This is a genomic window from Teichococcus aestuarii, from assembly GCF_003116135.1.
In the GTDB taxonomy this organism is placed as follows: domain Bacteria; phylum Pseudomonadota; class Alphaproteobacteria; order Acetobacterales; family Acetobacteraceae; genus Pseudoroseomonas; species Pseudoroseomonas aestuarii.
The window spans coordinates 47,229-71,372 of record NZ_PDOA01000016.1; the positions used below are offsets into that span (position 1 = coordinate 47,229).

General features: G+C 73.6%; 24 protein-coding genes. 11 read left to right on the top strand and 13 right to left on the bottom strand.

The window, feature by feature from the left end:
* Positions 1-9: 9 nt before the first annotated feature.
* The 3 genes from CR165_RS18660 (at position 10) to CR165_RS18670 (ending at position 3,775) form a co-directional block, all read left to right on the top strand.
* Positions 10-993: a TAXI family TRAP transporter solute-binding subunit gene (locus CR165_RS18660; protein WP_109518455.1), complete on the top strand. Its 984-nt coding sequence runs from the start codon at positions 10-12 to the stop codon at positions 991-993.
* Positions 994-1,034: 41 nt separating this feature from the next.
* Positions 1,035-3,044 carry a TRAP transporter permease gene (locus CR165_RS18665; RefSeq protein ID WP_109518456.1) on the top strand — a complete coding sequence of 670 codons (2,010 nt, stop codon included), beginning with the start codon at positions 1,035-1,037 and terminating at the stop codon, positions 3,042-3,044.
* A gap of 107 nt (positions 3,045-3,151) precedes the next feature.
* A complete protein-coding gene (locus CR165_RS18670) occupies positions 3,152-3,775 on the top strand; it encodes a YjbF family lipoprotein (RefSeq protein ID WP_109518457.1) in 624 nt (207 codons plus the stop codon).
* Here the strand turns inward: CR165_RS18670 and CR165_RS18675 are convergent.
* The 6 genes from CR165_RS18675 to CR165_RS18700 form a co-directional block, all read right to left on the bottom strand.
* Positions 3,756-4,814, bottom strand: a complete 1,059-nt coding sequence (locus tag CR165_RS18675; RefSeq protein WP_109518458.1) for a glycosyltransferase family 4 protein — start codon at positions 4,812-4,814, stop codon at positions 3,756-3,758. The two genes, CR165_RS18670 and CR165_RS18675, sit on opposite strands and share 20 nt — an antisense overlap.
* Positions 4,815-4,921: 107 nt before the next feature.
* Positions 4,922-5,683, bottom strand: coding sequence for an FkbM family methyltransferase (locus CR165_RS18680; protein WP_109518459.1), 762 nt, complete (start codon positions 5,681-5,683; stop codon positions 4,922-4,924).
* A complete protein-coding gene (locus CR165_RS18685; protein ID WP_109518460.1) occupies positions 5,680-6,576 on the bottom strand; it encodes a VOC family protein in 897 nt (298 codons plus the stop codon). Before CR165_RS18685 ends, CR165_RS18680 begins: the two co-directional genes overlap by 4 nt.
* Positions 6,573-7,232: a glutathione S-transferase gene (locus tag CR165_RS18690; protein ID WP_109518461.1), complete on the bottom strand. Its 660-nt coding sequence runs from the start codon at positions 7,230-7,232 to the stop codon at positions 6,573-6,575. Before CR165_RS18690 ends, CR165_RS18685 begins: the two co-directional genes overlap by 4 nt.
* Positions 7,233-7,316: 84 nt before the next feature.
* The gene (locus tag CR165_RS18695; RefSeq protein WP_109518462.1) at positions 7,317-7,715 is read right to left on the bottom strand and encodes a VOC family protein; all 399 of its coding nucleotides are present in this window, start codon (positions 7,713-7,715) and stop codon (positions 7,317-7,319) included.
* Between the two features lie 50 nt (positions 7,716-7,765).
* Positions 7,766-8,812, bottom strand: a complete 1,047-nt coding sequence (locus tag CR165_RS18700; protein WP_109518463.1) for an NAD(P)/FAD-dependent oxidoreductase — start codon at positions 8,810-8,812, stop codon at positions 7,766-7,768.
* 169 nt (positions 8,813-8,981) lie between these two features.
* Here CR165_RS18700 and tsaE point away from each other — a divergent pair, with 169 nt between their 5' ends.
* The 3 genes from tsaE (at position 8,982) to CR165_RS18715 (ending at position 11,349) form a co-directional block, all read left to right on the top strand.
* Complete coding sequence (tsaE, locus tag CR165_RS18705; protein ID WP_109518464.1) at positions 8,982-9,440, top strand: tRNA (adenosine(37)-N6)-threonylcarbamoyltransferase complex ATPase subunit type 1 TsaE; 459 nt, start codon at positions 8,982-8,984, stop codon at positions 9,438-9,440.
* A 116-nt stretch (positions 9,441-9,556) separates the two neighbouring features.
* On the top strand, positions 9,557-10,627 hold the full coding sequence (locus CR165_RS18710; RefSeq protein ID WP_245906581.1) for an aminoglycoside phosphotransferase family protein: 1,071 nt from the start codon (positions 9,557-9,559) through the stop codon (positions 10,625-10,627).
* Positions 10,624-11,349 carry a nucleotidyltransferase family protein gene (locus tag CR165_RS18715; RefSeq protein ID WP_245906582.1) on the top strand — a complete coding sequence of 242 codons (726 nt, stop codon included), beginning with the start codon at positions 10,624-10,626 and terminating at the stop codon, positions 11,347-11,349. Before CR165_RS18710 ends, CR165_RS18715 begins: the two co-directional genes overlap by 4 nt.
* Positions 11,350-11,383: 34 nt before the next feature.
* Here CR165_RS18715 and mtgA read toward each other — a convergent pair whose 3' ends face one another.
* The 7 genes from mtgA to CR165_RS18750 all read right to left on the bottom strand — a co-directional run bounded on the left by mtgA (position 11,384) and on the right by CR165_RS18750 (position 18,633).
* The gene (gene mtgA / locus CR165_RS18720; RefSeq protein ID WP_109518466.1) at positions 11,384-12,073 is read right to left on the bottom strand and encodes a monofunctional biosynthetic peptidoglycan transglycosylase; all 690 of its coding nucleotides are present in this window, start codon (positions 12,071-12,073) and stop codon (positions 11,384-11,386) included.
* 5 nt (positions 12,074-12,078) lie between these two features.
* A complete protein-coding gene (locus CR165_RS18725; RefSeq protein WP_181378236.1) occupies positions 12,079-12,708 on the bottom strand; it encodes a thermonuclease family protein in 630 nt (209 codons plus the stop codon).
* 70 nt (positions 12,709-12,778) lie between these two features.
* Positions 12,779-13,765, bottom strand: a complete 987-nt coding sequence (locus CR165_RS18730; RefSeq protein WP_245906583.1) for a YihY/virulence factor BrkB family protein — start codon at positions 13,763-13,765, stop codon at positions 12,779-12,781.
* A gap of 152 nt (positions 13,766-13,917) precedes the next feature.
* The gene (locus tag CR165_RS18735; RefSeq protein WP_146201943.1) at positions 13,918-16,440 is read right to left on the bottom strand and encodes a mechanosensitive ion channel domain-containing protein; all 2,523 of its coding nucleotides are present in this window, start codon (positions 16,438-16,440) and stop codon (positions 13,918-13,920) included.
* Positions 16,441-16,619: 179 nt separating this feature from the next.
* Positions 16,620-17,546 carry an SAM-dependent methyltransferase gene (locus CR165_RS18740; protein WP_109518469.1) on the bottom strand — a complete coding sequence of 309 codons (927 nt, stop codon included), beginning with the start codon at positions 17,544-17,546 and terminating at the stop codon, positions 16,620-16,622.
* Positions 17,543-17,911 (bottom strand): DUF423 domain-containing protein, encoded by a 369-nt coding sequence (locus CR165_RS18745; RefSeq protein WP_109518470.1) that lies wholly within the window; start codon positions 17,909-17,911, stop codon positions 17,543-17,545. Before CR165_RS18745 ends, CR165_RS18740 begins: the two co-directional genes overlap by 4 nt.
* A complete protein-coding gene (locus tag CR165_RS18750) occupies positions 17,911-18,633 on the bottom strand; it encodes a phosphoribosyltransferase (RefSeq protein WP_109518496.1) in 723 nt (240 codons plus the stop codon). Before CR165_RS18750 ends, CR165_RS18745 begins: the two co-directional genes overlap by 1 nt.
* A 115-nt stretch (positions 18,634-18,748) precedes the next feature.
* Between CR165_RS18750 and CR165_RS18755 the strand changes: the two genes are divergently transcribed.
* From CR165_RS18755 to CR165_RS18775, 5 genes are read left to right on the top strand one after another with little or no spacing between them, the layout of a single operon-like run.
* On the top strand, positions 18,749-20,356 hold the full coding sequence (locus CR165_RS18755) for an ABC transporter substrate-binding protein (protein WP_109518471.1): 1,608 nt from the start codon (positions 18,749-18,751) through the stop codon (positions 20,354-20,356).
* Positions 20,353-21,498: an ABC transporter permease gene (locus tag CR165_RS18760; RefSeq protein ID WP_245906584.1), complete on the top strand. Its 1,146-nt coding sequence runs from the start codon at positions 20,353-20,355 to the stop codon at positions 21,496-21,498. Before CR165_RS18755 ends, CR165_RS18760 begins: the two co-directional genes overlap by 4 nt.
* 1 nt (position 21,499) lies before the next feature.
* Positions 21,500-22,417 carry a nickel transporter permease gene (gene nikC / locus CR165_RS18765; protein ID WP_109518472.1) on the top strand — a complete coding sequence of 306 codons (918 nt, stop codon included), beginning with the start codon at positions 21,500-21,502 and terminating at the stop codon, positions 22,415-22,417.
* 5 nt (positions 22,418-22,422) lie between these two features.
* Positions 22,423-23,271: an ABC transporter ATP-binding protein gene (locus tag CR165_RS18770; RefSeq protein ID WP_109518499.1), complete on the top strand. Its 849-nt coding sequence runs from the start codon at positions 22,423-22,425 to the stop codon at positions 23,269-23,271.
* Complete coding sequence (locus CR165_RS18775) at positions 23,268-24,017, top strand: ABC transporter ATP-binding protein (protein WP_408887541.1); 750 nt, start codon at positions 23,268-23,270, stop codon at positions 24,015-24,017. Before CR165_RS18770 ends, CR165_RS18775 begins: the two co-directional genes overlap by 4 nt.
* Positions 24,018-24,144: the final 127 nt, after the last annotated feature.

Below are 24,144 nucleotides of genomic sequence, written 5' to 3' on the forward strand. Positions count from 1 at the left end.
AGGATTCCAATGCCGAGGCTCGCACGCCGCAGCATCCTGGCCGGGCTGGCCGCCACCGGCGGCATGGCCGCCTTCGGGCGCGCCCGGGCGCAGGGCAGCCAGCAGCTCTCCATCGCCACCGGCACCACGGGCGGCGTCTACTACCCGCTGGGGGGCGGGCTGGCCAACCTGCTCTCGCGCTCCATCCCCGGCCTCTCCGCCACGGTGGAGGTGACGGGCGGCTCGGTGGCCAACCTGCAATTGCTGGGCGCGGGCCGCGCCGACCTCGTCTTCACTCAGGTGGATGCCGCGGTGGACGCGGTGCGCGGCAATGAGCGCTTCAAGGGCCGGCCCGTGGCGGCGCGCGCCATCGCGGTGCTCTACACCAACCGCATGCAGGTGGTGACCACGGCGGCCAGCGGCATCACCAGCCTGGAGGGGATGAAGGGCAAGCGCATCTCCACCGGCGCCCCCGGCTCGGCCACCGAGGTGATGGCCTTCCGCCTGCTGGAGGCCGCCGGGCTGGACCGCGACAAGGATTTCCGCGCCCGCGAGCGCCTCTCGCCCGCCGAGAGCACCAACGCGGTGAAGGACGGCAAGCTCGACGCCTATTTCTTCGTCTCCGGCGTGCCGACCAGCGCCATCACCGACCTTGGCGCCTCGCCCGGCGTGCAGCTCGTGCTGATCGACCACGACCAGTACGTGCCGCGCATCGTCGAGAAGCACGGGCCGGTCTATTTCCCCGAGGTGATCCCGGCCGGCACCTATCCGGGGCAGGCCACGGACAACCGGCAGATGTCGGTGGCCAACATCCTGGCGGTGCGCGAGGACATGCCGGAGGCGCAGGTCGCCGCCCTGCTCAAGGCCGCCTGGGAAGGGCGCGAGGAGCTGGGCCGGGTGCACGCCGAGGGCCGCAACTTCGCGCTCGCCGCGCAGAAGAGCGCCGCCGCCGGCATCCCCTGGCACAAGGCGGCCGAGGCCTTCTGGACGGCGCAGGGCGCGAAGCTGGCATGAGGCCCCGCCTCCCTCCCGCGCCGGGCGGAGGCCGCGGCTGAATGCAGCCCCCGCGCAACCCGCCGCTCCACAACCTGCCGCCGGAGATCGACCCCGCGTCGCTCGACCAGGGCACCGCCGCCCGGGTGGAGCGGCTGATCGAGGAGGAGGAGGGCGTGCAGAACCGCTTCGGCGGGCTGCTCGGCCACGCGGCCACCCTCCTCGCCGTGGCGATGAGCCTGTTCCACCTCTGGGCCGCCTGGGACATCGTGCCCACCACCACGCTGCGCTTCGTGCATGTGGGCTTCGCGCTGGCCATCGGCTTCTTCCTGTTCCCCCTCTCCCGCCGCTTCCGCGACCGGCTGATGCTGTGGGACCTGGCGCTGATCGGCCTCGGCCTGTTCTGCACCTGGTACCTGATCGCTGGCGGCGACGACCTGCTCGACCGCTACGTCTTCCCCGAGCCGATGGACCTGGTGGTGGGCTGGCTGCTGGTGGCGCTGGTGCTGGAGGCCACGCGCCGCACCACGGGCTGGATCATGCCCGCCGTGGCCATCGCCTTCATGCTCTATGCCTTCTGGGGCAACCACCTGCCCGCGCCCTGGACCCACCGGGGCTACGACACCACCCGCCTGATCCCGCACCTGACCATCACGCTGGACGGCATCTTCGGCACGGCGGTGGATGTCTCGGCCACGCTGATCATCCTGTTCACCATCTACGGCGCCATCCTGCAGGGCAGCGGGGCGGGCAAGTTCTTCGTCGATTTCAGCTTCGCGCTCACGGGGGGCAAGCCGACCAGCGCCGGGCGCACGGTGGTGCTCTCCTCCTTCCTGCTGGGCGGCCCCTCGGGCTCGGGCGTCGCCACCACCGTGACGCTCGGCACCGTGGCCTGGCCGATGATGAAGCGCGTCGGCTACCGCCCCGACGATGCCGGCGGGCTGCTGGCGGCGGGCGGGCTGGGGGCCATCATCTCGCCGCCCGTGCTGGGCGCGGCGGCCTTCCTGATCGCGGAATACCTCAAGCTCGGCTATCTCGACGTGCTGCGCATGGCGGCGATCCCGACCGTGCTCTACTACGCCTCCCTCCTGTTCATGGTGGAGCTGGACCAGCGCCGCCTCGGCGCCGTGCCGCCGCTGGAGGCCATGGCGGTGACGCCGGCCGGAGAGCTGGCGCGGCGCTACGGCTTCCACTTCTCCTCGCTCGTCGCCATCGTGGTGTTCATGGCGCTGGGCTACAGCGCGACGCTGGCCGTGCTCTACGCCATGGGGGTGGCGGTGGTGCTCTCCTTCCTGCGGGCGGAGACGGCGATGGTGCCGCGCCGGCTGGTCACGGCGCTGGCCTCGGGCGCCATCCAGGCGGTGGGCATCGCCGCCACCTGCGCCTGCGCCGGCATCATCGTGGGCTGCATCACCCTCACCGGGCTGGGGCTGAAATTCTCCGAGATCGCCATCCAGGCGGCGGGCGGCTCCCTGGTGGTCACGGCGCTCTACACGGCGCTGATCGTCTGGATCGTCGGCCTCGCGGTGCCGGTGACGGCCAGCTACATCATCTCGGCCGTGGTGGCGGCGCCGGCGCTGATGAAGCTCGGCGTGCCGGACTACGCGGCGCACATGTTCGTCTTCTACTACGCCGTGCTGTCCGAGGTCTCGCCGCCCACCGCGCTCTCGCCCTTCGCCGCCGCCGCCATCACCGGCGCCGGCCCCTACCGCACCACCTTGCAGGCCTGGAAATACACCCTGCCCGCCTTCGTGCTGCCCTTCGTCTTCGTCACCGACCCGGAGGGGGTGGGGCTGCTGCTCTCGCTCACCCCGCAGATGACATGGGCGGACGTGGCGTGGCAGGTGGTGCTGGCGGCGCTCGGCCTCGCCGCGCTGGCGGCCGGCTGCCAGGGCCAGGCGCGCCGGCCGCTCGGCCTGCCGGAGCGGCTGGGCTTCGTCGCGGCGGGTCTGCTGCTGGTGTTCCCGGCGCTGCTGGACGGGCTGCTACCCGCGCCGCACTGGCTGGGCCTCGGCCTCGCCGGCGCGCTGCTGCTGCCGCAGTTCCGCGTGCCCGCCCGCCCCGTGCTGTAGCCGGGCGCCGAAGGGGCCCGGGGAATTCCTCTCCCCGGGTCCCGCTTTTCCTGGCGGCCTGGCGCCTTAACCATTATCACGTTCCCGTGATTGTTGAGGCGATCGGCATGCGCGCCCTGCTCGGCCTTCTCCTGCTGCTGCCCGGCTGTGCCCTGCCCGGCTTCGTCGGCGACGCCCTGGGGCTGGGTCGCGAGCCCCTGCCGCCCCTGGCGGAGGCGGACACCACCCTGCCCGCCCCGCCCGACGGCACGCCCGCGCTGCGGCTGCAATGGGCCGGGGGGCAGGCGCTGGCGGTGCTGGTCGAGCAGCATGGCGAGCGGCGGATGTGGCGCAGCGCCGGCGGGCTGGTGGTGGCCACCGAGGGGGGGCGCATCACCGCCACCGCCGGGCTGCGGGAATGGATCGCCGGCAGCCGCCTGGACGGGGCGGACCCGCTGGAGGAACCGCTGGAGCTCGCCGCCCGCCCCGCCACGCTGCGCCGGCAGCTGGACCTGATGCGGGCGGACCGGGCGCCGCAGGGCATGCGCTTCGGCCTCTCCCTCACCTGCCGGCTGGGCGCCGCCCGGCGGGAGGCGGTGCTGCTGGTGAGCGAACAGTGCCGCGGCGGCGGCGCCGCCTTCACCAACCGCTACTGGGCGGACCCGGCCACGGGCGGCATCTGGCGCTCCGAGCAATGGGTGGGCGAGGCCGGCATGCTGCGGCTGGAGGTGGTCACGCCGCCTTCCAGCTGAGGCCGGCGCGGCGCGCCCGCGCCACCACATAGGCCAGCCACAGCAGTTGCACCGCCAGCGGCGGCAGGATGATGAGCGGCTTCAGGCCCGGCGCCAGCCGCAGGAAGAGCAGCGCCAGCGCCACGTGGAAGGCGGCGAAGCCCCAGTGCAGCGCCGCGACGGCGCGCACGGAAAGCCCGCTGCGCTGCGCCATCTGGAACAGGTGGGTGCGGTGCGGGGCGCTGACGCGCTCGCCCATCCAGGCACGGCGCAGCAGGGTGAAGCCGGTGTCGAACAGCACGGCGAAGAGCAGCAGCGGCACCAGCAGGAAGGAGAGCTGCGCCACGTCCAGCCGCGCCGCCGCCACCCCCAGCACCGCCAGCATGAAGCCCAGGAACTGGCTGCCGACATCGCCCATGAAGATGCGCGCCGGGTGCAGGTTGAAGGGCAGGAAGCCCAGCACCCCCGCGCCCAGGATCAGGCAGGCGGCGTAGATGAACCAGGCGCCCTGCAGCACCCCGATCAGGCCGAGCCCGGCGCAGACCACCAGCACCGTGCCGCCCACCAGCCCGTCCAGCCCGTCCATGAAGTTGAGGGCGTTGGTGCAGGCGATGATCCAGAACAGCGTGGCCAGCGTGCCGAGCGGCCCCAGCTCCACCACGCCGTACCAGGGGATGGCGAACTGCGTCATGACCAGTCCGCTGGCCACCGCCACCAGCGCCGCCAGCCCCTGCGCCGCCAGCTTCACGACGAAGCGGAAATCCCGCATGTCGTCCAGCAGCGCCACCACCCCGATCGCCACCGCCGCCAGGATGACGCCGATGAAGCGGTCATCGGCCATGCGGGCGAAGTCGGCCACGCGGTAGAGCACCAGCATGCCCACCACGAAGGCGCAGACGATGCCGACGCCGCCGCCCTTCGGCGTGGGGCGGCTGTGCGCCTTGCGGTGGTCCGGGTGGTCGAGGATCGGCCGCGCGATCATCAGCCGCACCAGCAGCGCCGAGATGACGGCGAGGCCGGCGCCGAAGGCGAGATGTTGCAGGAAGGCGTGGAGGGTCATTCACGGGTGCCCGGGCTGTCGCGGGGGGCCTCGTGCGGGCGGTGGAAGGCTGGGTCAAGGCCAGGGGAAGGAATTCCCCTGGACCCCTTCTTTTTTTTGATCCGTTTTCAGGCGCGCAGGCGGCCGGGGTCCAGCGTGGCGTAGATGTCGCCGGAATTGGCCGAATCGGGCAGCGCCTCCAGCCAGCGCGCCAGGGTGCCGGCATGCACCGGGCCGGGCAGCACGAAGGCGGCCTCCTCGCCCAGGCAGGCGTTGAAGTGGTAGTCGCCCAGACCTTCCACCGCCTCCAGCGCCTCCAGCGCCACGCGCCGCTGGTGGGTGGTGAACTCGAAGGAGAGGCTGCGCACCGGCGCGGAGAGGCCAGCGAGCGCGCTGGCCTCGTAGCCCTCCACGTCGATCTTGATGAAGTGCGGCGTGCCATGCGCCGCGATCAGCGCATCCAGCGTGGTGACGGGCAGGCTGATGGCGCCGTCCCACACCTGGCCCCGCCAGCCCTCCGCCCCCTCGGCGGCGGCGATGAAGGCTTCCGAGGCGGTGGCCACGGTGGGGTTGGCGCTGTTCAGGTGCAGCCGCCCGCTGCCCGGCTGGCTGCCCACCAGGGACTGCACCAGCGCCACCTTCCCGTCCCGCCCGAACAGGCGGCGCAGCAGGCGGGCCAGCCCCGGCTGCGGCTCCACCGCCACGGCGGCGGCGCCGAGCCGGCGGAAGCTCGCCGTGCGGTCGCCCACATGGGCGCCGATGTCGAAGCCCAGCTCCCCCGCGCCCAGGAAGCGGCCGAGGAAGCCGTCCAGCACCGCCGCCCGGCCGGGGGCGTAGTAGGTGCGCAGCGAGCGGCCGATGGCGCGCGCCCGGGGGGCCAGCGTGCTCATGCGGCGAAGACCAGGGCGGTGCCGCCGGCCAAGTCCGGAGGCACCATCAGCCCGCCCGGAACCGGGCGCAGCGCGTCGCCGGCGATGCGGCGGATGGCGGCGTTGCCGTCATCGGTGCGCAGCACGCAGCCGGCCAGGAAGGGCAGCGCCGGGGCCTTCACCCCTGGCAGCACCTGCCCCAGCGCCTCGGGCGGCAGGATGCGCAGCCGCCCCTGCGGCAGCGGCAGGGCATAGCCGCCGGCCGGGTCCGGCTCCAGCGGGTGGCCGGTGAGGCGCGAGAGGGCGGCGGCACTCACCGCCGGCACCTCCGCCACCAGGATGGCGGCCTCCAGCGCCACGGCGCGGTTGGGGTGTTCCAGCCAGCGCGGCTGCCAGAGCAGCTCCGGCGTCAGGTGCTGGATCAGTTGCAGCCGGCCTTCCGGCGCGTCCGGCAGCGGCAGGCGGGCGAAGCGGGCGCGCGGCCCCTTGGGGTCGTCCACCGGCCGCTCCAGATGCGCCACGCCGGGGATGTCGAGCCCCGCGCGGCGCAGGCGCTCCAGCTCGGCCTCCGCGTCCCCGATGCCGAAGGCGACGATGTGCATCCCGGTGTAGCGGGCCAGGAACGCGCCGATGCGGTTGTCGAACCGCTCTGGCTCCAGGATGGCCAGCAGCTCCAGATAGCCCTGGCGCAGCATGGCGCAGCGGTTGCCGGTGGCGAAGGGCTCCACCGGATCGCCCGGATGGCGGCGGCCGGATTGCCGCGCGACAGGGGTGAGGTGGAAGCCCAGCGCCTCATAGGCCGCCCAGAGCCCCGGGCCGTCGCGCGTGCAGACGCCGATGTGGTCGAGCGTCGCGGCGCCAGAGGGGACGCCAGAGGGGGCGCCGGAGGGGGGGGCGGAGGGGGCGCCGCTCATGCGGAAGGTGCCTGCTCGTATTTCGGCAGGCGCCAGGCCGCGGGCTCGGCGGCGGCCTCGTCGTACCAGCGGCGCATCAGCGGGTGGTTGCGCACGGCCTGCACATAGGCGCGGCTGGTCTCGGAAAGCTCCGGCTCCCAGGTGAGGAAGCGGCAGGCGACGGGGGCGAACATCGCGTCCACCGCGCCGAACTTCTCGCCGAACAGGAAGGGCCCGCCCGAATCGAGCAGCGCCTCGCGCCAGATCGCCTCGATGCGGGCGATGTCGGCCAGCGCCTCGGGTGTCCGGCCCTGGCCGGGGAAGCGGTTGAGGATGCTCATCGGCATGGCCATGCGCAGGCCACGGAAGCCGGCATGCATCTCGGCGGCGATGCTGCGGGCCTGGGCGCGCGCGGCGCGATCGGCGGGCCAGAGGCCGGGCGCCAGCTCGGCGCAGTACTCGACGATGGCCAGGCTTTCCCACACCCGGCAGCCGCGATGCTCCAGATAGGGTACCATCCCGGCGGGGGTGGCCTGCTTCACCGCCTCGGTGGCGCCGCCGGCGAGCGGGATCACCACCTCCGTCACGTCGAGCGCGGCCAGCCGCACGGCCAGCCAGCCGCGCAGCGACCAGGAGGAATACATCTTGGTGCCGATGACGAGACGGCCTTCCGCCATGAACCGCGCCCCTTGTTCTCTGGAAACCGGACGCAGCCTAGGCCGGGGCGGGGGCGCGGTGAAGCCGCCCCCGCGTCCGCGGGCTCAGGCCAGGGCGGCGGGGCCGCGGCAGACGAAGGCGAGCTTGTTGCCGTCCGGGTCCCGCGCATAGGCCCCGTAGAAATCGGGCGCGTAGCGGGGGCGCAGCCCGGGCGCGCCCTCATCCGTGCCGCCCAGCGCCAGCGCCAGGCGGTGCAGCTCCCGCACCAGCGCCGTGCTGGGCGCGCGGAAGGCCAGCATGGCGCCGTTGCCCCGCGTGGCCGGGCCGCCATCGAAGGGCTTGCCGACATAGAGGAAGGGCGCGGCGGGGTCCTGCGGCACGGCCCAGGAGGCGCCGTCCTCCCCCGTCCAGCGCCGCACATGGCCGAGCGGGGCCAGCAGCGCGTCGTAGAAGCGGAGGGCGCGGGCGAGGTCGCTCGTCCCCAGCGTGGCGTAGTCGAACATCGGCCGGTCTCCCTGTCCGTGCATTCCTGGCCCCGCGGCGCGCCCGGCCCCTACTCGGCGGGCACGCCCTTCGAGGTGCTGTACTCGAAATGCAGCGCCTCGCCGGGGAAGATCCGCGGGTGGATGGCGTGCGCCGCCATCGCCGCCTCGGAGAAGCCCTGCAGGATCAGCTTCAGCTTGCCCGGATAGGTGGCGATGTCGCCGATGGCGTGGATGCCCGGGGTGCTGGTCTCCAGCGTCGCCGGGTTGACGGTGATGTGGCTGCGCTCCAGCCCCAGCCCCCACTCGGCGATCGGGCCAAGCTCCATGGAGAGGCCGAAGAAGGCCAGCAGGTGGTCGGCCGGCACCGCGCGCTCCTCGCCCTTCAGCGTGGCCAGCACCACCTCGGACAGCTCGCCGCCCGCGCCGCGCAGCCCGTGCAGCTGGTAGGGGATGGCGAGGTCGATCTCGCCGCGCGCGGCGGCGGCCTCCATCTGCGCCACGCTCTCCGGCGCGGCGCGGAACTTGGGGCGGCGGTGCACCACCGTCACGCGGGCGGCGATGTCCTTGAGGCTCAGCGCCCAGTCCACCGCCGAATCGCCGCCGCCGGCGATGACCACGCGCTTGCCGCGCAGCTCCTCGCGCCGGGCCACCATGTAGCGCACGGCGCCGCTCGCCTCGTAGGCGGCCAGGTCGTTCAGCGGCGGGCGGTTGGGGCCGAAGGCGCCGGCGCCGGCGGCGATGATCACCGCGCGGGCGCGCACCACCTCGCCCTTGCTGGTGCGCAGCGCGAAGCCGCCCTCCTGCGGGGTCAGCGCCTCGACCCGGCGGCCCAGAAGGTGGATGGGGGAGAAGGGCGCCGCCTGCTCCTGCAGCCGCTCGATCAGCGCGCCGCCCGAGATGGCCGGGTGGGCCGGGATGTCGTAGATCGGCTTCTCCGGGTAGAGCGCGGCGCATTGCCCGCCGATCGCCTCCAGCGTGTCGATCACCACGCATTTCATCCGCAGCATGCCGCATTCGAACACCGCGAACAGCCCGGTCGGGCCGGCGCCGATGATGGCGACATCGGTCTCCACCGCGACATGGGGGGCGGCATCATGGGGCGTGGCGTCGGCCATGGGGCGTGATCTCCGCAGAGGGGGCGGGCAGGCATAGAGGCTTTGCCGCCGAGGGGCAAAGGGCAGGAAGGCAAAGGGCGGGGAGGGCAAAGGGTGCATCCCGCGTGCACGGCCCTGTTGTGCGGCGCACCCCGGCGCGGGCACATTGCCCGTCGGAACACCCGAGATCATGCCCGAGACACTGACCCTCCGCCTGCCCGACCTCGCCGCCACCGAGGCGCTCGCCGCCCGCGCCGCCGCCCTGGCCCGGCCGGGCGACGCGCTGCTGCTGGAAGGGCCGCTCGGCGCCGGCAAGTCGGCCTTCTGCCGCGCCTTCCTGCGCGCGGCGGCGGGCGACCCGGCGCTGGAGGTGCCCTCCCCCAGCTTCACCCTGGTGCAGGGCTACGAACTGCCGCACGGCCCGGCGCATCACTACGACCTCTACCGCCTCTCCGGCCCCGAGGAGCTGGAGGAGCTGGGATGGGAGGAGGCGCGCGAGGGCATCGTGCTGGTGGAATGGCCGGACCGGCTGGGCTGGCTGATGCCGGAGGACGCGCTGCGCATCGCCCTCGTTCCGCTGGAAGGGGGCGATGCGCGCGCGGCGCGGCTCTCCGGCTGGGGCGCGCGGCTGGCCGGGCTGGCCGGCTGAGCGGGCGGGGCATGGGCACGGCGCCGCACCGCCCCTGGCCACCGCCGCCCCTGGCCACCGCCGCCCCTGGCCCCCTCCTCCGGCCGTGCCGCAACCGAGACGGGCGCAATCGGCGCTTGGCAAGCGGCGCCGGCTGCGTCACCACCTGCCCCGACATGACCCCCGTGGATTCCTTCCTCGCCGCCCAGGGCTACGCGCAGGCCGAACGCCTGGCGCTGCCGCAGGATGCCGGCCACCGCCGCTACACCCGCCTGCGCGGCGGGCCGCGCCCCGCCCTGCTGATGGACTGCGCCGACGCCCCGCGCGTCGGGCTGACGCCGGAGGAGGATCTGCTGCCCTTCCTGCGGCTGGCGCGGCACATCGGCGGCATCGGCCTCTCCGCGCCCGCGGTGCTGGCCGAGGACACGGCGCATGGCCTGCTGCTGGTGGAGGACCTCGGCGAGGACACCCACGCCGCCCTGCTCGACCGCGGCGCCGACCCGCTGCCCCTCTACGCCGAGGCGGCCGAGGCGCTGGCCGCCCTGCACGCCGCCCCGCCGCCGCCCGGCCTGCCGCTTTGGGAGACGGAGCGGATGGCCGCCACCGCCGCCGCCACCTTCCTCGACTGGTGGTGGCCCGCCACCTTCGGCGCGGCGCCCGCCGATGCGGTGCGCGCCGAGTTCGCCGGCGCGCTGCGCGCCATGCTGGCCCCCTTCGCCGGCGCCGGCTGCCTGGTGCACCGCGACTACTTCCCCGCCAACCTGATGCGCCTGGAAGACCGCGACGGCCCGCGCCGCACCGGCATCCTCGATTTCCAGGACGCGGCGCTCGGCCACCCGGCCTACGACCTTGTCAGCCTTGTCGAGGACGCCCGGCGGGACGTGGCGCCGGCGGTGCGGGAGGCCACGCTGGCCCGCTACCTGGCGCTGCGGCCGGAGCTGGACGCGGCGGATTTCCACGCCGCCCTGGCGGCGATGGCGGCGCAGCGCCACCTGCGGGTGGCCGCCCTCTGGGTGCGGCTCGACCGGCGCGACGGCAAGCCGCGCTACCTGGCGCACGGGCCGCGCTGCTGGGCGCTGCTGGCGCGCGCGCTGCGCCACCCCGCCACCGCCCCCCTCGCCCGCTTCCTCGACCGGCACGTGCCGCCCGCGCTCCGGCGCAACCCGGACGCAACGCCCGCCAGCCCCACCAAGGACCCCGCCGCGTGATCACCCTGAACTCCGCCATGGTGCTGGCGGCCGGCCTCGGCACCCGCATGCGGCCGCTGACCGAGGCGACGCCGAAGCCGCTGCTGAAGCTGGCCGGCCGCACCCTGCTCGACCACGCGCTGGACCGCATCGACGCCGCCGGCATCGGCACGGTGGTGGTCAACGCCCACTGGTTCCCCGAGCAGGTGGAGGCGGTCTGCGCCGCCCGGCCCAACCCGCCGCGCGTGCTGCGCGAGGAGCCCATCCAGGAGACCGGCGGCGGCATGCGCGACGCCCTGCCGCATCTGGGCGGCGCGCCCTTCCTGGCGGTGAATGGCGACGCCTTCTGGCTGGACGGCCCGACGCCCACCATCGAGCGCCTGGCCGCCACCTTCCGCGCCGGGGAGATGGACGCGCTGCTGCTGCTGGTGCGCGCCGCCACGGTGGAGGGCGAGGTGGGCCGCGGCGACTTCCTGCTCGACCCGCTCGGCCGGGTGCGGCTGCCGAAGGAGCGCGAGATCTCGCCCTATGTCTATGCGGGGGTGCAGATCGTGCATCCGCGCCTGCTGGAGGGCGCGCCGGACGGGCCGTTCGGCACCATGCTGCTGTGGAAGCGCGCCATCGAGGCCGGGCGGCTGTTCGGGCTGGTGCATGACGGGGCGTGGTTCCACCTCTCCCGCCCGATCGACCTGCGCAAGGCGGAGACGGCGCTGGCGACGGGGTTGCAGCGGGTGCTGTTCTGAGCGCCGGCCCGGCGCGGCTTCCCCGCCTGGGCGGCTACTCCGCGCAGGCCAGCAGCGGGCCGAGCTGCCCCATGCGGCGGCGCACCGTGGCGGCCCGCTCGCGCAGGTAGGGCGTGGGCGCCGCCGCCGACCATTGCAGCGGCGCGGGCAGCACCACCGCCAGCTGCGCCGCCTGCTGCGCCGTGAGATCGGCGGCGGGGCGGTTGAAGAAGGCCCGCGCCGCGGCCTCGGCGCCATACACGCCGGGGCCGAACTCGACGATGTTGAGATACACCTCCAGCACCCGCCGCTTCGGCCAGAGCAGCGCCACCTGCGGCGTCAGCCAGGCCTCCAGCACCTTGCGCAAGGGGTCGCGCCCCGGCCAGAGGAACAGGTTCTTGGCCACCTGCATGGTGATGGTGCTGGCGCCGCGCGGCCGCTCCCCCTCCAGCGCCGCCGCCACCTGGCCGCGCAGCGCGTCGAAATCGAAGCCCAGCATCTGCTCGCAGAACAGGTTGTCCTCGGCGGCGATGACGGCGCGCGGCAGGGCGCGGTCGATCCGCCCGTAATCCACCCAGTCCTTCGCCAGGCCGTGGCCCTGCACGGCGCGGATCAGCATCAGCGGCGTCGCCGGCGGCGGCACGAAGCGGAACAGCAGGATCAGCAGCGGCGGGCCCAGCAGCAGCAGCAGCAGCGCCGCGCGGAGCAGCCAGCGGCGCCATCCTCCGCGCCCGGCGCCGCGCATGCCGCTCAGCGCCCGCAGGCGCCGGCCCGGTCGCGGTGCGACCAGGGGTAGGTGAAGCGCCCGGCCCAGGCGCCGGCCTTCTCCGCCTTGGCCGCCGCCTCCTCCTCCGCGTAGCGGCCCTTGGAGTAGCGCGTGCAGTCGAAGGCATAGCCGGAGCGCACCATGGCGGCGTTCAGGTCGATCTCCCGCCCGCCCTGCGACACGGTGCAGACGGCCACGCTGCGGCCATAGGTCGAGCTGCCATCCGGCGTGCAGGTGATGTCGCGCCCGTCGATCAGCGCCGCCAGCTGGTCACGCGCCGCGCGGCCGCAGGCGTAGCGGCCGCCGGGGCGGTTGCATTGCTGGTCGCCCTCCAGCGCGTCGATCCCCTGCATGCGGACGCGGATGCCGGCGATGTCGAGCGTGTCGCCATCGAGCACCCGGGCCTGGCCGGAGAAGGGCGCGGTGGGCAGCTCCGCCTCGCCGCGCGGTGCGCGGCGGCGCGGCGCCTCCTCCTCCTGCGTGGTGACGACGCGCCACAGCGCGCGGCCGAGGCGCATCCAGTCCGCCTCGGTGATCTGCGAGGCGCCGAGCAGGCCGGCGATGGCAGCGGCGAGCGCCACCCAGGGGGCCGCGGTGCGGCGTTGGCGACTCATCGGCCGGCATCCAGCGGAAGCGTGGTCATGCCGCATGCCCTATCGGGCCGGCCGCCGGATGAAAAGGGGTTCAGGCGACGGGCGGCAGGTTGATGGGCGGGCGCTCGGGAATCTCGCAGGGCTCCTCCGCCGGCGCCTCGCCCTTCTCCGCCCGCTCGGCGGCCACCTCTGCCGCCGCGGCGGCCTCCGGCGCGGTGGGCGGGCGGCCGCGCGCGTGCCAGGCCTCGGCGTCGCGGCGGATGGCGTAGGCCTTGGTGAACTCCGCCCCCAGCAGGAAGATCTGCGCCGAATAGTAGATCCACAGCAGCACGATTACCGCCGAGCCGGCCGCGCCGTAGGTGGAGCCGATGGCGCTGCTGCCGAGGTAGAGGCCGATCAGCGTCTTGCCCACGTTGAACAGCAGGGTGGTGACGACGGCGCCCACCAGCACGTCGCGCCATTCCAGCCGGCGGTCGGGCAGGAACTTGTAGATGGCGGCGAACAGCGCGCAGATCAGCGCGAAGGAGATGACGGCGTTGGCCAGCCGCACCAGCACCGCCACCGCCGGCAGGCTCTGGTCCAGCAGGCTGCCCAGCGCCGTCAGCGCGGCGCTGACCACCAGCGAGACCATCAGCAGGAAGCCCAGCGTCGCCACCAGCCCGAGGCTCGCCGCGCGCGCCCGCAGCAGGCGGGAGACGGTGTCGCCCTTCAGCTCGGCGCGCCAGATCATGTTGAGGCTGGCCTGGATCTCGCCGAACACGCCGCTGGCGGTGATGAACAGCGTCAGCACGCCGAACACGCTGGCCAGCATGCCGGAGGTGGGGTTGGAGGCGCTGAGGATGATGCTCTGCACCATCTCCGCGCCGCCCGGCCCCATCAGCCCCTGCAGCTGCGCGACGATGGCGCCGCGCGCCGCATCCTCGCCGAAGGCGAGGCCGGCGATGGCAATGGCGATGAGCAGCACCGGCGCCAGCGAGGTGACGGTGTAGAAGGCGATGGCCGCGCCACGGCTCAGCGCCTCGTCCTCGATGAATCCCAGCACGCTCTGCCGCGCCAGCCACCAGGCCTTGCGCATCATCCCGCCCCTCCCCTGGAACCCACTGGCCAAGGAACGGCTCCGGCCAAGGCGGGGTTGCCGGCAGGAGAGCCTTGGCCGGTCCGCGTGGCGCTTTCGCCACACCTCTCCGGGTGCCACCGCCCGGCGGCTACCGGGCCGGGGTGGTCCTGCCCTCAGTCACGCCGGGTCCTGGCCCGCCAGGCCATGGCGCGGCGCAGCCAGGTGGGTCTGCCGGCCGCCGCGGCGGGCTCCGGGCCGGAGGAGGCCGGGCCGGACGGGGATGGGCCGGGGCGTGGGGCGGCGGCCGGCGGGGTGTCGGGCGGGTCTCCGTCCGCAGGAGCAGCGGCAGGCCCGGGAGCGGAGGGCGCCGGGGCCGAGGACGCCGGGGCGGCGGGGGCCGTGGCAGGCGCCGGCGGGCCGGCGGCGGGCGGCTCGGCCCGCCCCCCCGTCGCCTTGGCCTCCGTCACCTTGGCCTCGATCACCCTGGGCGCGGGCACCGGCGCGGCCGGCGCCGGGCGGGCGGGCTGCCGCGCCAGGTGCAGCGGCGGCGCGTTCCCCTGCTTGTCCTCGCCCATGTAGAGGGTGATGTGCGGGAAGGGGATCTCGATGCCCCGCGCGTCGAACACCTCCTTCAGGATCTCGTTGTAGGCACGGCCCGCGCCCCAGTGCTTGCCGGCGACGGTCTTGATGCGGGCGCGCACCATCACCGCCGAATCGGCGAAGGCGGTGACGCCCTGCATGTCCAGCGGGCCGATGATGGAGGGGCCGTGCTCGGTCTTCTGCAGCCGCTCGAAGGCCTCCTGCATGGCCGCCTTCACCTCCGGGATGCTCTCGCGGTAGGCGACGCCGATCTCGGCCACGTGGAAGGCGAAGTCCTTCATCATGTTGGAGACGGTGTCGACCGAGGAGAAGGGCACGAGGTGCAGCGTGCCGTTCAGGTCGCGGATCGAGAGGGAGCGGATGGTCAGCTTCTCCACCACGCCCGAGACGCCGCCGGCGGCCACCACGTCGCCCTCGTTCATGGCGTTCTCGAACTGGATGAAGGCGCCGGTGATGATGTCCTGCACCAGCTTCTGCGCGCCGAAGCCGATGGCCAGGCCGATGACGCCGGCACCCGCCAGCAGCGGGCCGATGTTCACCCCCAGCTCGCTCAGCGCCAGCATCGCCACCAGGATGAAGAGCGCCACCGTGGCGGCGTTGCGGAACAGCGACAGCAGGGTGCGCTCCCGCGGGGTCGGCACCGTGCCGTAGTTGGGGTTGAGCCGGTACTCCACCCAGGAGGAGAGCGCGACATAGACCGCCATGCCCACCAGCACGATCAGCGAGGCGGAGACGAGGGCGGCGACGAAGCGGTGCCCCGCCTCGGTGGAGAGCCAGCCCAGCACGTCCAGCACGCCCCAGGCCTGCGCCACCGCCAGCAGGATGGCCACCCCGACCAGGCCGCGCACCACCCGCAGGATGGCGGGGATGAAGGTGTTCAGCCGGCGCTGCAGCAGCGGCAGGCGCTCCTGCACCGTCTCCGGCACATGCACGCCGCCGGCGAAGAGGCGGCGCGTCAGGTGCAGCACCACCGCGCCCGCCACCACCGCCGCCACCGACTGCCAGGTGGCGGAGAGCATGAAGCCCAGCGCATGGCGCGGATTGGCGACCCAGGCCAGGAACAGCGCCAGCAGGTAGAGGATGGCCAGCACGTGCCAGGCATGGCCGAGCGCCGTCCAGCCGCGGCCGAAGGCGCGCAGCCCCCGCACATCCTGCCGCTGCGCGATCCAGCGCTGCCCGGCGCGGCGGTGCCGCAGCACGGCGAAGATGCCCATCAGCAGCGCCGCCAGCATCACCACCAGCCGCAGCGACTGCGCGGCGGCAACCGAGGCGTTGCTGTTCAGCAGCGGCGCCAGCAGCATGAAGGTGTAGCCGATCAGCGAGGCGGCGCGGCTGAGCCAGAAGGACCAGGCGCGGGCGCCCTCGTCGCCCAGCGGCAGCAGGCGCAGCGCCGGGTAGCGCGGCATCAGCGCCGCGCGCACCAGCGCCTTACCGCCCTCCACCACCAGGAAGGCGTTCAGCAGCAGCGTCTGCTGCACGGCGATGACGCCGGTGGTGCCGTAGTTCAGCGCGAAGAGGTAGCCGGCGCCCCAGGCCAGCAGCACCGTCATCGCCTCCACCAGCAGAGCGCTGAGCAGGATGGCGGCGCGCACCAGCGGGCTGCGCCCGGCGGCGCGGCGGGCGATACCGGCCAGCAGCGGCGCCGCCAGCAGCCGCAGCGCGTAGAAGCCGCCCAGCACCACCGCCACCAGCAGCAGCAGGGTGGCGGCGCCGCTCCACAGCGCCGCGCGGTCCGCCTCCGCCAGCTCCCCGACCAGCTGCCTGAAGCCGCGCGCCAGGGAGACGGTGTGCTGCACCAGCCCGGCCGCCTGCTCCGCGACGTCGCGCGAGTATTCGGCGAGCTGGCGGGCGAAGGTGGGCTCCGGCTCCGGGGCGAGCAGGGCGGGCATCTCCGGCGTGGCGCTGCCCGTCGTGGCGCCGGCCGCGCGCAGCCGGGCGATCAGCGCGGCGCGGCTGGCGTCGTCCTCCAGCAGCCTGGCCAGCGCCTCGGGCGAAAGCTCCGCCGCCGTGCCGGCGGGGGGTGGGCTTGCCGTCTGGGCGCGGAGCGGGCCGAGGCCCAGCCAAAGGCCAAGCAGGACGAGGAGGAACAATCGCATCGGGCGGGGATATCTCCGGTCGGAGGCGGGAAAGGGACCGCCATCCTAGGAACCGGGTCCGCCAAGTCCACCCGCGGGCCGATCAGAGCCTCATGAGGTGCCTTGCCTGCGGTTGACCGCAACGCCCACGCATGGGGCCCCTTCGCCGCGATTCCAGGACTTTGGCGGCCGGCGCGGACTCATTCCCGGATCGTCTGGTCGAGCAGGCAGAACATCAGCTCGTGCTTGTTGTGGGCGCCGTGGAAGAGCTGCGCGCCGGGGATGGCGGCGAACTCGGCCGCCGTGTCGTGGTCCGTCCCGCCCTGGAACTTCAGGGTGCAGACGAAGTGCCGCGCCGCCCCGGCCGCCATCCAGCGCCGCACCAGCTGCAGCAGCCGGGCGGGGTAGCAGATGATGTCGCTGAACAGCCAGTCCACCGGCGGGTGCTTCTCCGGCTCCAGGCCGAAGGCGCTCTCGGTGCGGATGGCGACGTTGGGCAGCGCCGCCACCGCCGGGTCCATCTGCGCCTTGTCCACCGCGATGACCGGCCCGCCGAGCTGCGCCAGCGCCCAGCTCCAGCCGCCCGGCGCGGCGCCGAGGTCGAGGCTGGTCTCGCCCGGGCCGGGCCAGCGGCCGATGCGCGTCAGTGCCTCCCACAGCTTGAGGTAGGCGCGGGAGGGTGGCCCCGCGCGGTCCTCCTCGAAGCGCACGGCGCCGCCGAGGAAGGGGCTGGTCTTGGTCGGGCTGGCCAGCATCCGCTCCGGCGAGAGCAGCGTCCAGGCGCCGAGATGGCCGGTGGGCGCGGGCTCGGGGAAGCGCAGCGCGCGGCCCTTCACCGGCGGCAGCGCCGCCTCGATCAGCGCCGCGCGGCGGTGGTGCAGCACCGGCAGCAGCGACCAGTTGCGCTGGATGGCGCGCAGCGCCGCGGCACCTCCCTTGATGGAGGGGATCTCGATCTCGCGCGGGTCGGTCCAGACGTCGAGCGCCCAGGCGGCACCCACGGGCGGCGCCCCGGAGAGCGCCAGCGGGCCGTGCCAGCGGTCGATGGCGACGCCGGCGCGGCGCAGCTCCTCCTCCAGTTCCGGCTCGAAGCCCTCGGCGGCGAGATAGGCGCTCTGGATGCTCATGCCGCGGGCCTCCGCAGCGCGGCCAGCGCCAGCAGCAGCCAGCCCAGCATCAGCAGCGTGCCGCCCTGCGGCGCGACGCCGAGCGACTCGCCGCGCAGCACCAGCCACCAGACGGCGCCGCAGAAGCCGAGCGAACCCAGCGCGAAGCAGCCGCCGGCCAGGTGCGCCAGCCGGGCGCCGGGCCGGCGCTCGGCCAGCAGGCCCACGGCCAGCAGCGCCAGGGCGTGCCAGCCCTGCATGGTGAGCGCGCTCTGCACGCGGCGGTGATCCGCCTCGTCCAGCACCAGCCCGTGCGCGGCCCAGGCGGAGAGCGCCACCGCCAGCAGGCCGGACAGGGCGCCAAGGACGAGCCAGAGGCGGGGCATCAGCAGGGCTCCTCGGAGATCGGGGGCCGGGGTATAGCCCGGCCGGCGCCGGATGGCAGGGCCAGGCCGCGCGGCAGGGTGGACCAGTCCGGCACCCAGCCCTGCGGCGCGCGGCGAAACAGCGGGGTGGCGAAGGCGGCGGCCACCGGCAGCGCCGCCGGCCAGTCCGGCACCCAGCGGTCGCCCTGCGCCAGGGCGACGCACAGCGCCACCGGCTCCACCCCCGCCAGCCGCAGCAAGGCGAGGCCGGCCAGCGCCGAGCTGCCGGTGCTGATGACATCGTCCACCAGCAGCACGCGGCGGCCGGCGAGGCGCGGCAGCAGGCGCGGGTCCAGCCACATCCGCCGCGCATCCGGCGCGGTGGAGGAGGAGGTCGGCACGGAGAGCGCCGGGTCGTACCATTTCTTGCGGGAATAGCCGGGCGCCACCCAGTTGGGGTGGCCCAGCGCCTCGGCCACCGGGCCGCCGAACACATGGCCCAGCGTCGGCAGCCCCACCACCACCTCGGCGCCGAAGGGGCGGGCGGCTTCCGCCATCCAGCCGCAGAGCGCGCGCTGCACGGCGAAGCCCGCCTGGTTGCCGATCAGCCCGGTGACGGCGATGGCGCCATAGTCGCGCAGCGGCAGCACCAGCGCCCGGCCGTCCGGCATCGGCGCCGGGTAGTGCTCCGCATGGGCGGCGGCCGGGCGGGGCGCCGGGATCAGCTCTTGCCAGAATTCCATGACCGGCCCCGATGCCACGCCGCGCCGCGCCGCGCCAGCACCCTCACGCACGCTGTGCATGGCGCCGCCCCCCCGCGCCGCGCTAGAAGGCGTCCATCGCAGGAGGTCCTTCACCATGCTGTCACGCCGTTCCTTGCTGCTCGCCTCGGGCGCCGCCGCCATGGCGCCCGCCGCCCTTCCCTTCGCGGGCAGCCCCGCCGCGGCGCAGACGCCGCCCGGCGTGCTCGTCTTCGCCAAGCAGATCGACGACATCATCTCGCTCGATCCGCACGAGGCCTTCGAGTACACGGCCTCGGAGCTGGCCGGGAACGTCTACCAGAAGCTGGTGACGACGCCGAATTCCAACCCCTCGCAGATCGAGGGCGAGCTGGCGGAGAAGTGGGAGGTCTCGGGCGACAGCAAGACCTTCACCTTCACCCTGAAGGACGGCCCGAAATTCGCCTCCGGCAAGCCGGTGACGGCGGAGGACGTGGCCTTCTCGCTCACCCGCGCCGTGGTGATGAACAAGTCCCCCGCCTTCATCATCAACCAGTTCGGCTTCAACAAGGACAATGTGGGCGAGCGCATCCGCGCCACCGGCCCGCGCACCCTGGTGCTGCAGACGGCCGAATCCACCGCCCCTTCCTTCCTGCTCTACTGCCTCTCGGCCGCCGTCGGCTCGGTGGTGGAGAAGGCCGCCGTCATGGCCAAGGCCCAGGGCGATGACTGGGGCAATGGCTGGCTGAAGCAGAACAGCGCCGGCTCCGGCAGCTACGCCGTGCGCCAGTGGCGCGCCAGCGAGAGCGTGGTGCTGGAGGCCAACCCGCACAGCAACGTGGCCCCGCAGATCAAGCGCATCATCATGCGCCACATCGCCGACCCCTCGGCGCAGCTGCTCGGCCTGACCAAGGGCGACTACGACATCGCCCGCAACCTCGGCGCCGACCAGATCCGCCAGCTCGAGGGGGATTCGCGCTACACCGTGCAGTCCGCCCGCAAGGCGAGCGTGATGTATCTCAGCCTCAACCAGAAGAACGCCAACCTGGCCAAGCCCGAGGTGCGGCAGGCCATCAAGCTGGCGCTGGACTACGAGGGCATCCAGAAGGCCATCGTGCCCACCACCTACGCGGTGCACCAGTCCTTCCTGCCGGCCGGCCTGCCCGGCGCGCTGACCGAGCACCCCTTCAAGCGCAACGTGGCCGAGGCCAAGGCGCTGCTGGCCAAGGCCGGGCTGGCCGAGGGCTTCGAGCTGGGCTTCGACTATTCCTCCGCCGCGCCCTTCTCCGACATCGCCCAGGCAGTGCAGGCCAACCTGGCCGAGATCGGCATCCGGCTGCGGATGCTGCCGGGCGAGCAGCGCGCCGTCATCACCAAGACCCGCGCCCGCACGCACGACATCGCCATGGTCCGCTGGGGCTCCGACTATTTCGACCCGCACAGCAACGCCGAAGCCTTCAGCATCAACACCGACAACAGCGACGATGCGCGCAACCGGACGCTGGCCTGGCGCGCGAGCTGGCTGATCCCCGAGCTGTCCGCCCGCACCGTGGCGGCGCTGAAGGAGACGGACGCCGCCAAGCGCACCGCGCTCTACGAGGCGCTGCAGCGCGACCACCAGCAGCAGTCGCCCTTCGTCATCATGCTGCAGGACATCGAGATCTCGGTCTCCCGCGCCGGCGTGAAGGGCTTCGACATGGGCCCGATGAACGACCGGCACTCCTACACCAACATCACCAAGGCATGACGGAAGACAACACTCACCGGGCGGCCGCCGCGCCGCCCGGCGCCTCTGCGCCCGCTGCCTCTGCGCCCGCCGCCTCCCCGGTCGTGCCCTCGGGCGCGGCCGCCACGGCGCGGTCCCGGCCGAGCGCCGCGCGGCTGCGCCTGCAGGCCCTCTCCGCCACCGTGGCGAGCGTGCCCATCACCCTCTTCGGCCTCGCCCTCGTCACCTTCCTCATCGGCCGCGTGGTGCCGATCGACCCGGTGCTCGCCATCGTCGGCGACCGCGCGCCGATGGAGGTGGTGGAGCGCACCCGGCTGGAGCTGGGGCTGGACCAGCCGCTCTACATCCAGTTCTGGAAGTATCTCGGGCAGATCGTCAGCGGCGACCTCGGCCGCTCGGTGATGACCTCGAACCCGGTCACGCAGGACATCGCCCGCTTCTTCCCCGCCACGCTGGAGCTGGCGACCGTGGCCATCATCGTCGCCGTGCTGGTCGGCGTGCCGCTCGGCGTCTGGGCGGCCACGCGGCAGGGCAGCTGGATCGACCAGGGGGTGCGGCTGTTCTGCCTGGCCGGCCACTCGCTCCCCGTTTTCGTGCTGGGGCTGCTCTCGCTGCTGCTGTTCTACGCCACGCTGGAGATCGCCCCCGGCCCCGGCCGGCAGGGCGTCTATTTCGAGGGCATGATCGACGAGCGCACCGGCATCCTGACGCTCGACACGCTGCTGGCCGGCGACATCCCCGCCTTCCGGGACGCGCTGTGGCACCTGGCGCAGCCCGCCGGGGTGCTGGCCTTCTTCAGCCTCGCCTACATCGCGCGGATGACGCGCGCCTTCATGCTGGCCGAGCTGAAGAGCGAGTACGTCACCACCGCGCGCGCCAAGGGGCTGTCGCGCGGACGCATCGTCTGGGGCCATGCCTTCCGCAACATCGCCGTGCCGCTCGTCACCGTGCTGGCCATGACCTATGCCGGGCTGCTGGAAGGCGCGGTGCTCACCGAGACGATCTTCGCCTGGCCCGGCCTCGGGCAATACCTCACCGTGTCGCTGCTGAACGCCGACATGAACGCGGTGCTCGGCGCCACGCTGGTGGTCGGCCTTATCTATGTGGCGCTGAACCTGCTGGCCGACCTGCTCTACCGCCTGCTGGACCCAAGGGTGCGCTGAGATGAGCGGAACCACACAACCCGCCGGCACCCGGCGCGACTGGCTGCTCTCCGATACGCCCGCCTCCCGCGCCCAGGCGCGCTGGGGGCGGCGCTACCAGCTCTGGCTCGCCTTCCGCCGCAACCCGCTGGCGGTGGCCGGCCTCGCCGTGGTGCTGGCCATGCTGGTGCTGGCCATCGCCGCCCCCCTGCTCGCCACCCACGACCCCGGCGCGCAGAGCCTGGCCAACCGCCTGCAGCCGCCCTCCGCCGAACACTGGCTGGGCACGGACGAGCTGGGGCGCGACACCTGGTCTCGGCTGCTCTATGGCGGGCGCGTCACGCTCGGCATGGTGGTGGCCGTCGTCATCCTGGTGGCGCCGCTCGGCCTCGTGGTGGGCTGCGTCGCCGGCTATGCGGGCGGGCTGCTGGACAAGGTGCTGATGCGGGTGACGGACGTGTTCCTCGCCTTCCCGCGCCTGATCCTGGCGCTGGCCTTCGTCGCCGCCATGCGGCCGGGGGTGGAGAGCGCCGTCATCGCCATCGCGCTCACCGCCTGGCCGCCCTATGCGCGGCTGGCGCGCGCCGAGACGCTGACCATCCGCAACACCGACTACATCGCCGCCGTGCAGATGACCGGCGCCTCGCCCTGGCGCATCATCTGGAAGCACGTGGCGCCGATGTGCCTGCCCTCGCTGACGGTGCGCGTCACGCTCGACATGTCGTCGATCATCCTCACCGCCGCCGGGCTCGGCTTCCTCGGCCTTGGCGCGCAACCGCCGATCCCGGAATGGGGTACGATGATCGCCACCGCCCGCCGCTTCATCCTGGAGCAGTGGTGGGTGCCGGTGATCCCGGGGCTTGCCATCTTCACCGCCTCCCTCGCCTTCAACCTGCTGGGCGACGGGCTGCGTGACGTGCTGGACCCGAAGCAGCGGTGAGCGGCATGAGCAACGGCAACCTCGTCGAGATCCGCGACCTGCACGTGGATTTCCCCAACCCGCAGGGCTTCACGCCGGCGGTGCGCGGCATTTCCTTCAGCATGGGGCGCGAGAAGCTCGGCATCGTCGGCGAGAGCGGCTCGGGCAAGTCGGTCACGGGGCGGGCGCTGATGCGCCTGCTGCCCGAGGCCGCCCGCGTGCGGGCCGGCGCGCTGCGCTTCGACGGCACCGACATCCTCGCCGCCAGTGAGCGCCAGATGCGCGGCCTGCGCGGCGGCCGCATCGGCCTGATCATGCAGGACCCGAAATACTCGCTCAACCCGGTGATGACGGTGGGCGCGCAGATCGCCGAGGCCTGGCGCGCCCACAACAAGGGCAGCAAGCGCGAGGCCCGCGACGCGGCGCTGACCCTGCTGGAACAGGTGAAGATCCGCGACCCCGGCCGGGTGCTGGACAGCTACCCGCACGAGGTCTCGGGCGGCATGGGCCAGCGGGTGATGATCGCCATGATGCTCGCCCCCAACCCGGACCTGCTGATCGCCGACGAACCCACCAGCGCGCTCGACGCCTCCGTGCAGGCCGAGATCCTGAAGCTGATCGAGGACCTCGTCTCGGCGCGCGGCATGGGGCTGATGCTGATCAGCCACGACCTGCCGCTGGTCGGCCGCTTCTGCGACCGGGTGGTGGTGATGTATGCAGGCCAGGTGATGGAGGAGCTGCCGGCGCGCGACCTGCACCGCGCGCAGCACGCCTACACGCGCGGCCTGCTGGACTGCATGCCGAGCCTGAGCCAGAAGCGCGACCGCCTGCCGGTGCTGACGCGCGATGCCGCCTGGCTGGAGAAGCGCGCATGAGCGAAACCCCCATGATCGAGGCGGCCGGCCTCGACGTGCATTTCGGCAGCAACCACGTGGTGCGCGACATCGCCTTCCAGGTGGCGCCGGGCGAGACCTACGGGCTGGTGGGGGAGAGCGGCTCCGGCAAGTCCACCGTGCTGCGCACCATCGCCGGGCTGGTCACGGGGTGGGACGGCACGCTGCGCGTGGCCGGGCAGCAGCTCGGGCCGCGGCGGGACCGCGCCTTCTTCCGCCGCGTGCAGATGGTGTTCCAGGACCCCTACGGCTCGCTGCACCCGCGCCAGACGGTGGACCGCATCCTGGCCGAGCCGCTGGAGGTGCACGGCATCGAGGGCGCCGAGGCGCGCATCGCCCGCGCGCTGGAGGAGGTGGCGCTGCCCCGCGCCGCGCGATTCCGCTACCCGCACCAACTCTCGGGCGGGCAGCGCCAGCGCGTCGCCATCGCCCGCGCGCTGATCGCCGACCCCTCGGTGCTGCTGCTCGACGAACCCACCAGCGCGCTCGACGTCTCGGTGCAGGCGGAGGTGCTGAACCTGCTGGCCGATTTGCGGGTGGCGCGGCAGCTCACCTGCATCCTCGTCTCGCACAACCTGGCGGTCATCGGCCATCTCTGCGGGCGGCTGGCGGTGATGCAGCATGGCCGCATCGTCGAGGAGCTGACCGAGGCACAGCTGCGGGCGGGCGAGGCGCAGCACCCGCACACGCGCGACCTCATCGCCCTCTCCCACGAGCTGGAAGGCTGACAAGGCGGGAGGGGCGCCGCCCCTCCCGGACCTGCCCCCCACGCATCGTCCCCGGCCGCATATTCAGGGTGGCCCTCTCCCCGGCATGGCGGCAGACTGCGAACTGTCGACGATTCGGCGCACCAGA

What these genes read in the sequence shown, in the direction of transcription:
- CR165_RS18680 (WP_109518459.1), bottom strand. Translation starts at nt 5,683, where the DNA reads ATGAGCACGCTGGCCCCCCGGGCGCGCGCCATCGGCCGCTCGCTGCGC.
- CR165_RS18775 (WP_408887541.1), top strand. Translation starts at nt 23,268, where the DNA reads ATGAGCGAAACCCCCATGATCGAGGCGGCCGGCCTCGACGTGCATTTC.
- CR165_RS18755 (WP_109518471.1), top strand. Translation starts at nt 18,749, where the DNA reads ATGCTGTCACGCCGTTCCTTGCTGCTCGCCTCGGGCGCCGCCGCCATG.
- CR165_RS18695 (WP_109518462.1), bottom strand. Translation starts at nt 7,715, where the DNA reads ATGTTCGACTACGCCACGCTGGGGACGAGCGACCTCGCCCGCGCCCTC.
- CR165_RS18685 (WP_109518460.1), bottom strand. Translation starts at nt 6,576, where the DNA reads ATGAGCGGCGCCCCCTCCGCCCCCCCCTCCGGCGCCCCCTCTGGCGTC.
- CR165_RS18660 (WP_109518455.1), top strand. Translation starts at nt 10, where the DNA reads ATGCCGAGGCTCGCACGCCGCAGCATCCTGGCCGGGCTGGCCGCCACC.
- CR165_RS18690 (WP_109518461.1), bottom strand. Translation starts at nt 7,232, where the DNA reads ATGGCGGAAGGCCGTCTCGTCATCGGCACCAAGATGTATTCCTCCTGG.
- CR165_RS18750 (WP_109518496.1), bottom strand. Translation starts at nt 18,633, where the DNA reads ATGGAATTCTGGCAAGAGCTGATCCCGGCGCCCCGCCCGGCCGCCGCC.
- CR165_RS18730 (WP_245906583.1), bottom strand. Translation starts at nt 13,765, where the DNA reads ATGATGCGCAAGGCCTGGTGGCTGGCGCGGCAGAGCGTGCTGGGATTC.
- CR165_RS18770 (WP_109518499.1), top strand. Translation starts at nt 22,423, where the DNA reads ATGAGCAACGGCAACCTCGTCGAGATCCGCGACCTGCACGTGGATTTC.
- CR165_RS18745 (WP_109518470.1), bottom strand. Translation starts at nt 17,911, where the DNA reads ATGCCCCGCCTCTGGCTCGTCCTTGGCGCCCTGTCCGGCCTGCTGGCG.
- CR165_RS18670 (WP_109518457.1), top strand. Translation starts at nt 3,152, where the DNA reads ATGCGCGCCCTGCTCGGCCTTCTCCTGCTGCTGCCCGGCTGTGCCCTG.
- tsaE (WP_109518464.1), top strand. Translation starts at nt 8,982, where the DNA reads ATGCCCGAGACACTGACCCTCCGCCTGCCCGACCTCGCCGCCACCGAG.
- CR165_RS18740 (WP_109518469.1), bottom strand. Translation starts at nt 17,546, where the DNA reads ATGAGCATCCAGAGCGCCTATCTCGCCGCCGAGGGCTTCGAGCCGGAA.
- CR165_RS18735 (WP_146201943.1), bottom strand. Translation starts at nt 16,440, where the DNA reads ATGCGATTGTTCCTCCTCGTCCTGCTTGGCCTTTGGCTGGGCCTCGGC.
- CR165_RS18700 (WP_109518463.1), bottom strand. Translation starts at nt 8,812, where the DNA reads ATGGCCGACGCCACGCCCCATGATGCCGCCCCCCATGTCGCGGTGGAG.
- CR165_RS18665 (WP_109518456.1), top strand. Translation starts at nt 1,035, where the DNA reads ATGCAGCCCCCGCGCAACCCGCCGCTCCACAACCTGCCGCCGGAGATC.
- mtgA (WP_109518466.1), bottom strand. Translation starts at nt 12,073, where the DNA reads ATGCGCGGCGCCGGGCGCGGAGGATGGCGCCGCTGGCTGCTCCGCGCG.
- CR165_RS18675 (WP_109518458.1), bottom strand. Translation starts at nt 4,814, where the DNA reads ATGACCCTCCACGCCTTCCTGCAACATCTCGCCTTCGGCGCCGGCCTC.
- CR165_RS18725 (WP_181378236.1), bottom strand. Translation starts at nt 12,708, where the DNA reads ATGAGTCGCCAACGCCGCACCGCGGCCCCCTGGGTGGCGCTCGCCGCT.
- nikC (WP_109518472.1), top strand. Translation starts at nt 21,500, where the DNA reads ATGAGCGGAACCACACAACCCGCCGGCACCCGGCGCGACTGGCTGCTC.
- CR165_RS18760 (WP_245906584.1), top strand. Translation starts at nt 20,353, where the DNA reads ATGACGGAAGACAACACTCACCGGGCGGCCGCCGCGCCGCCCGGCGCC.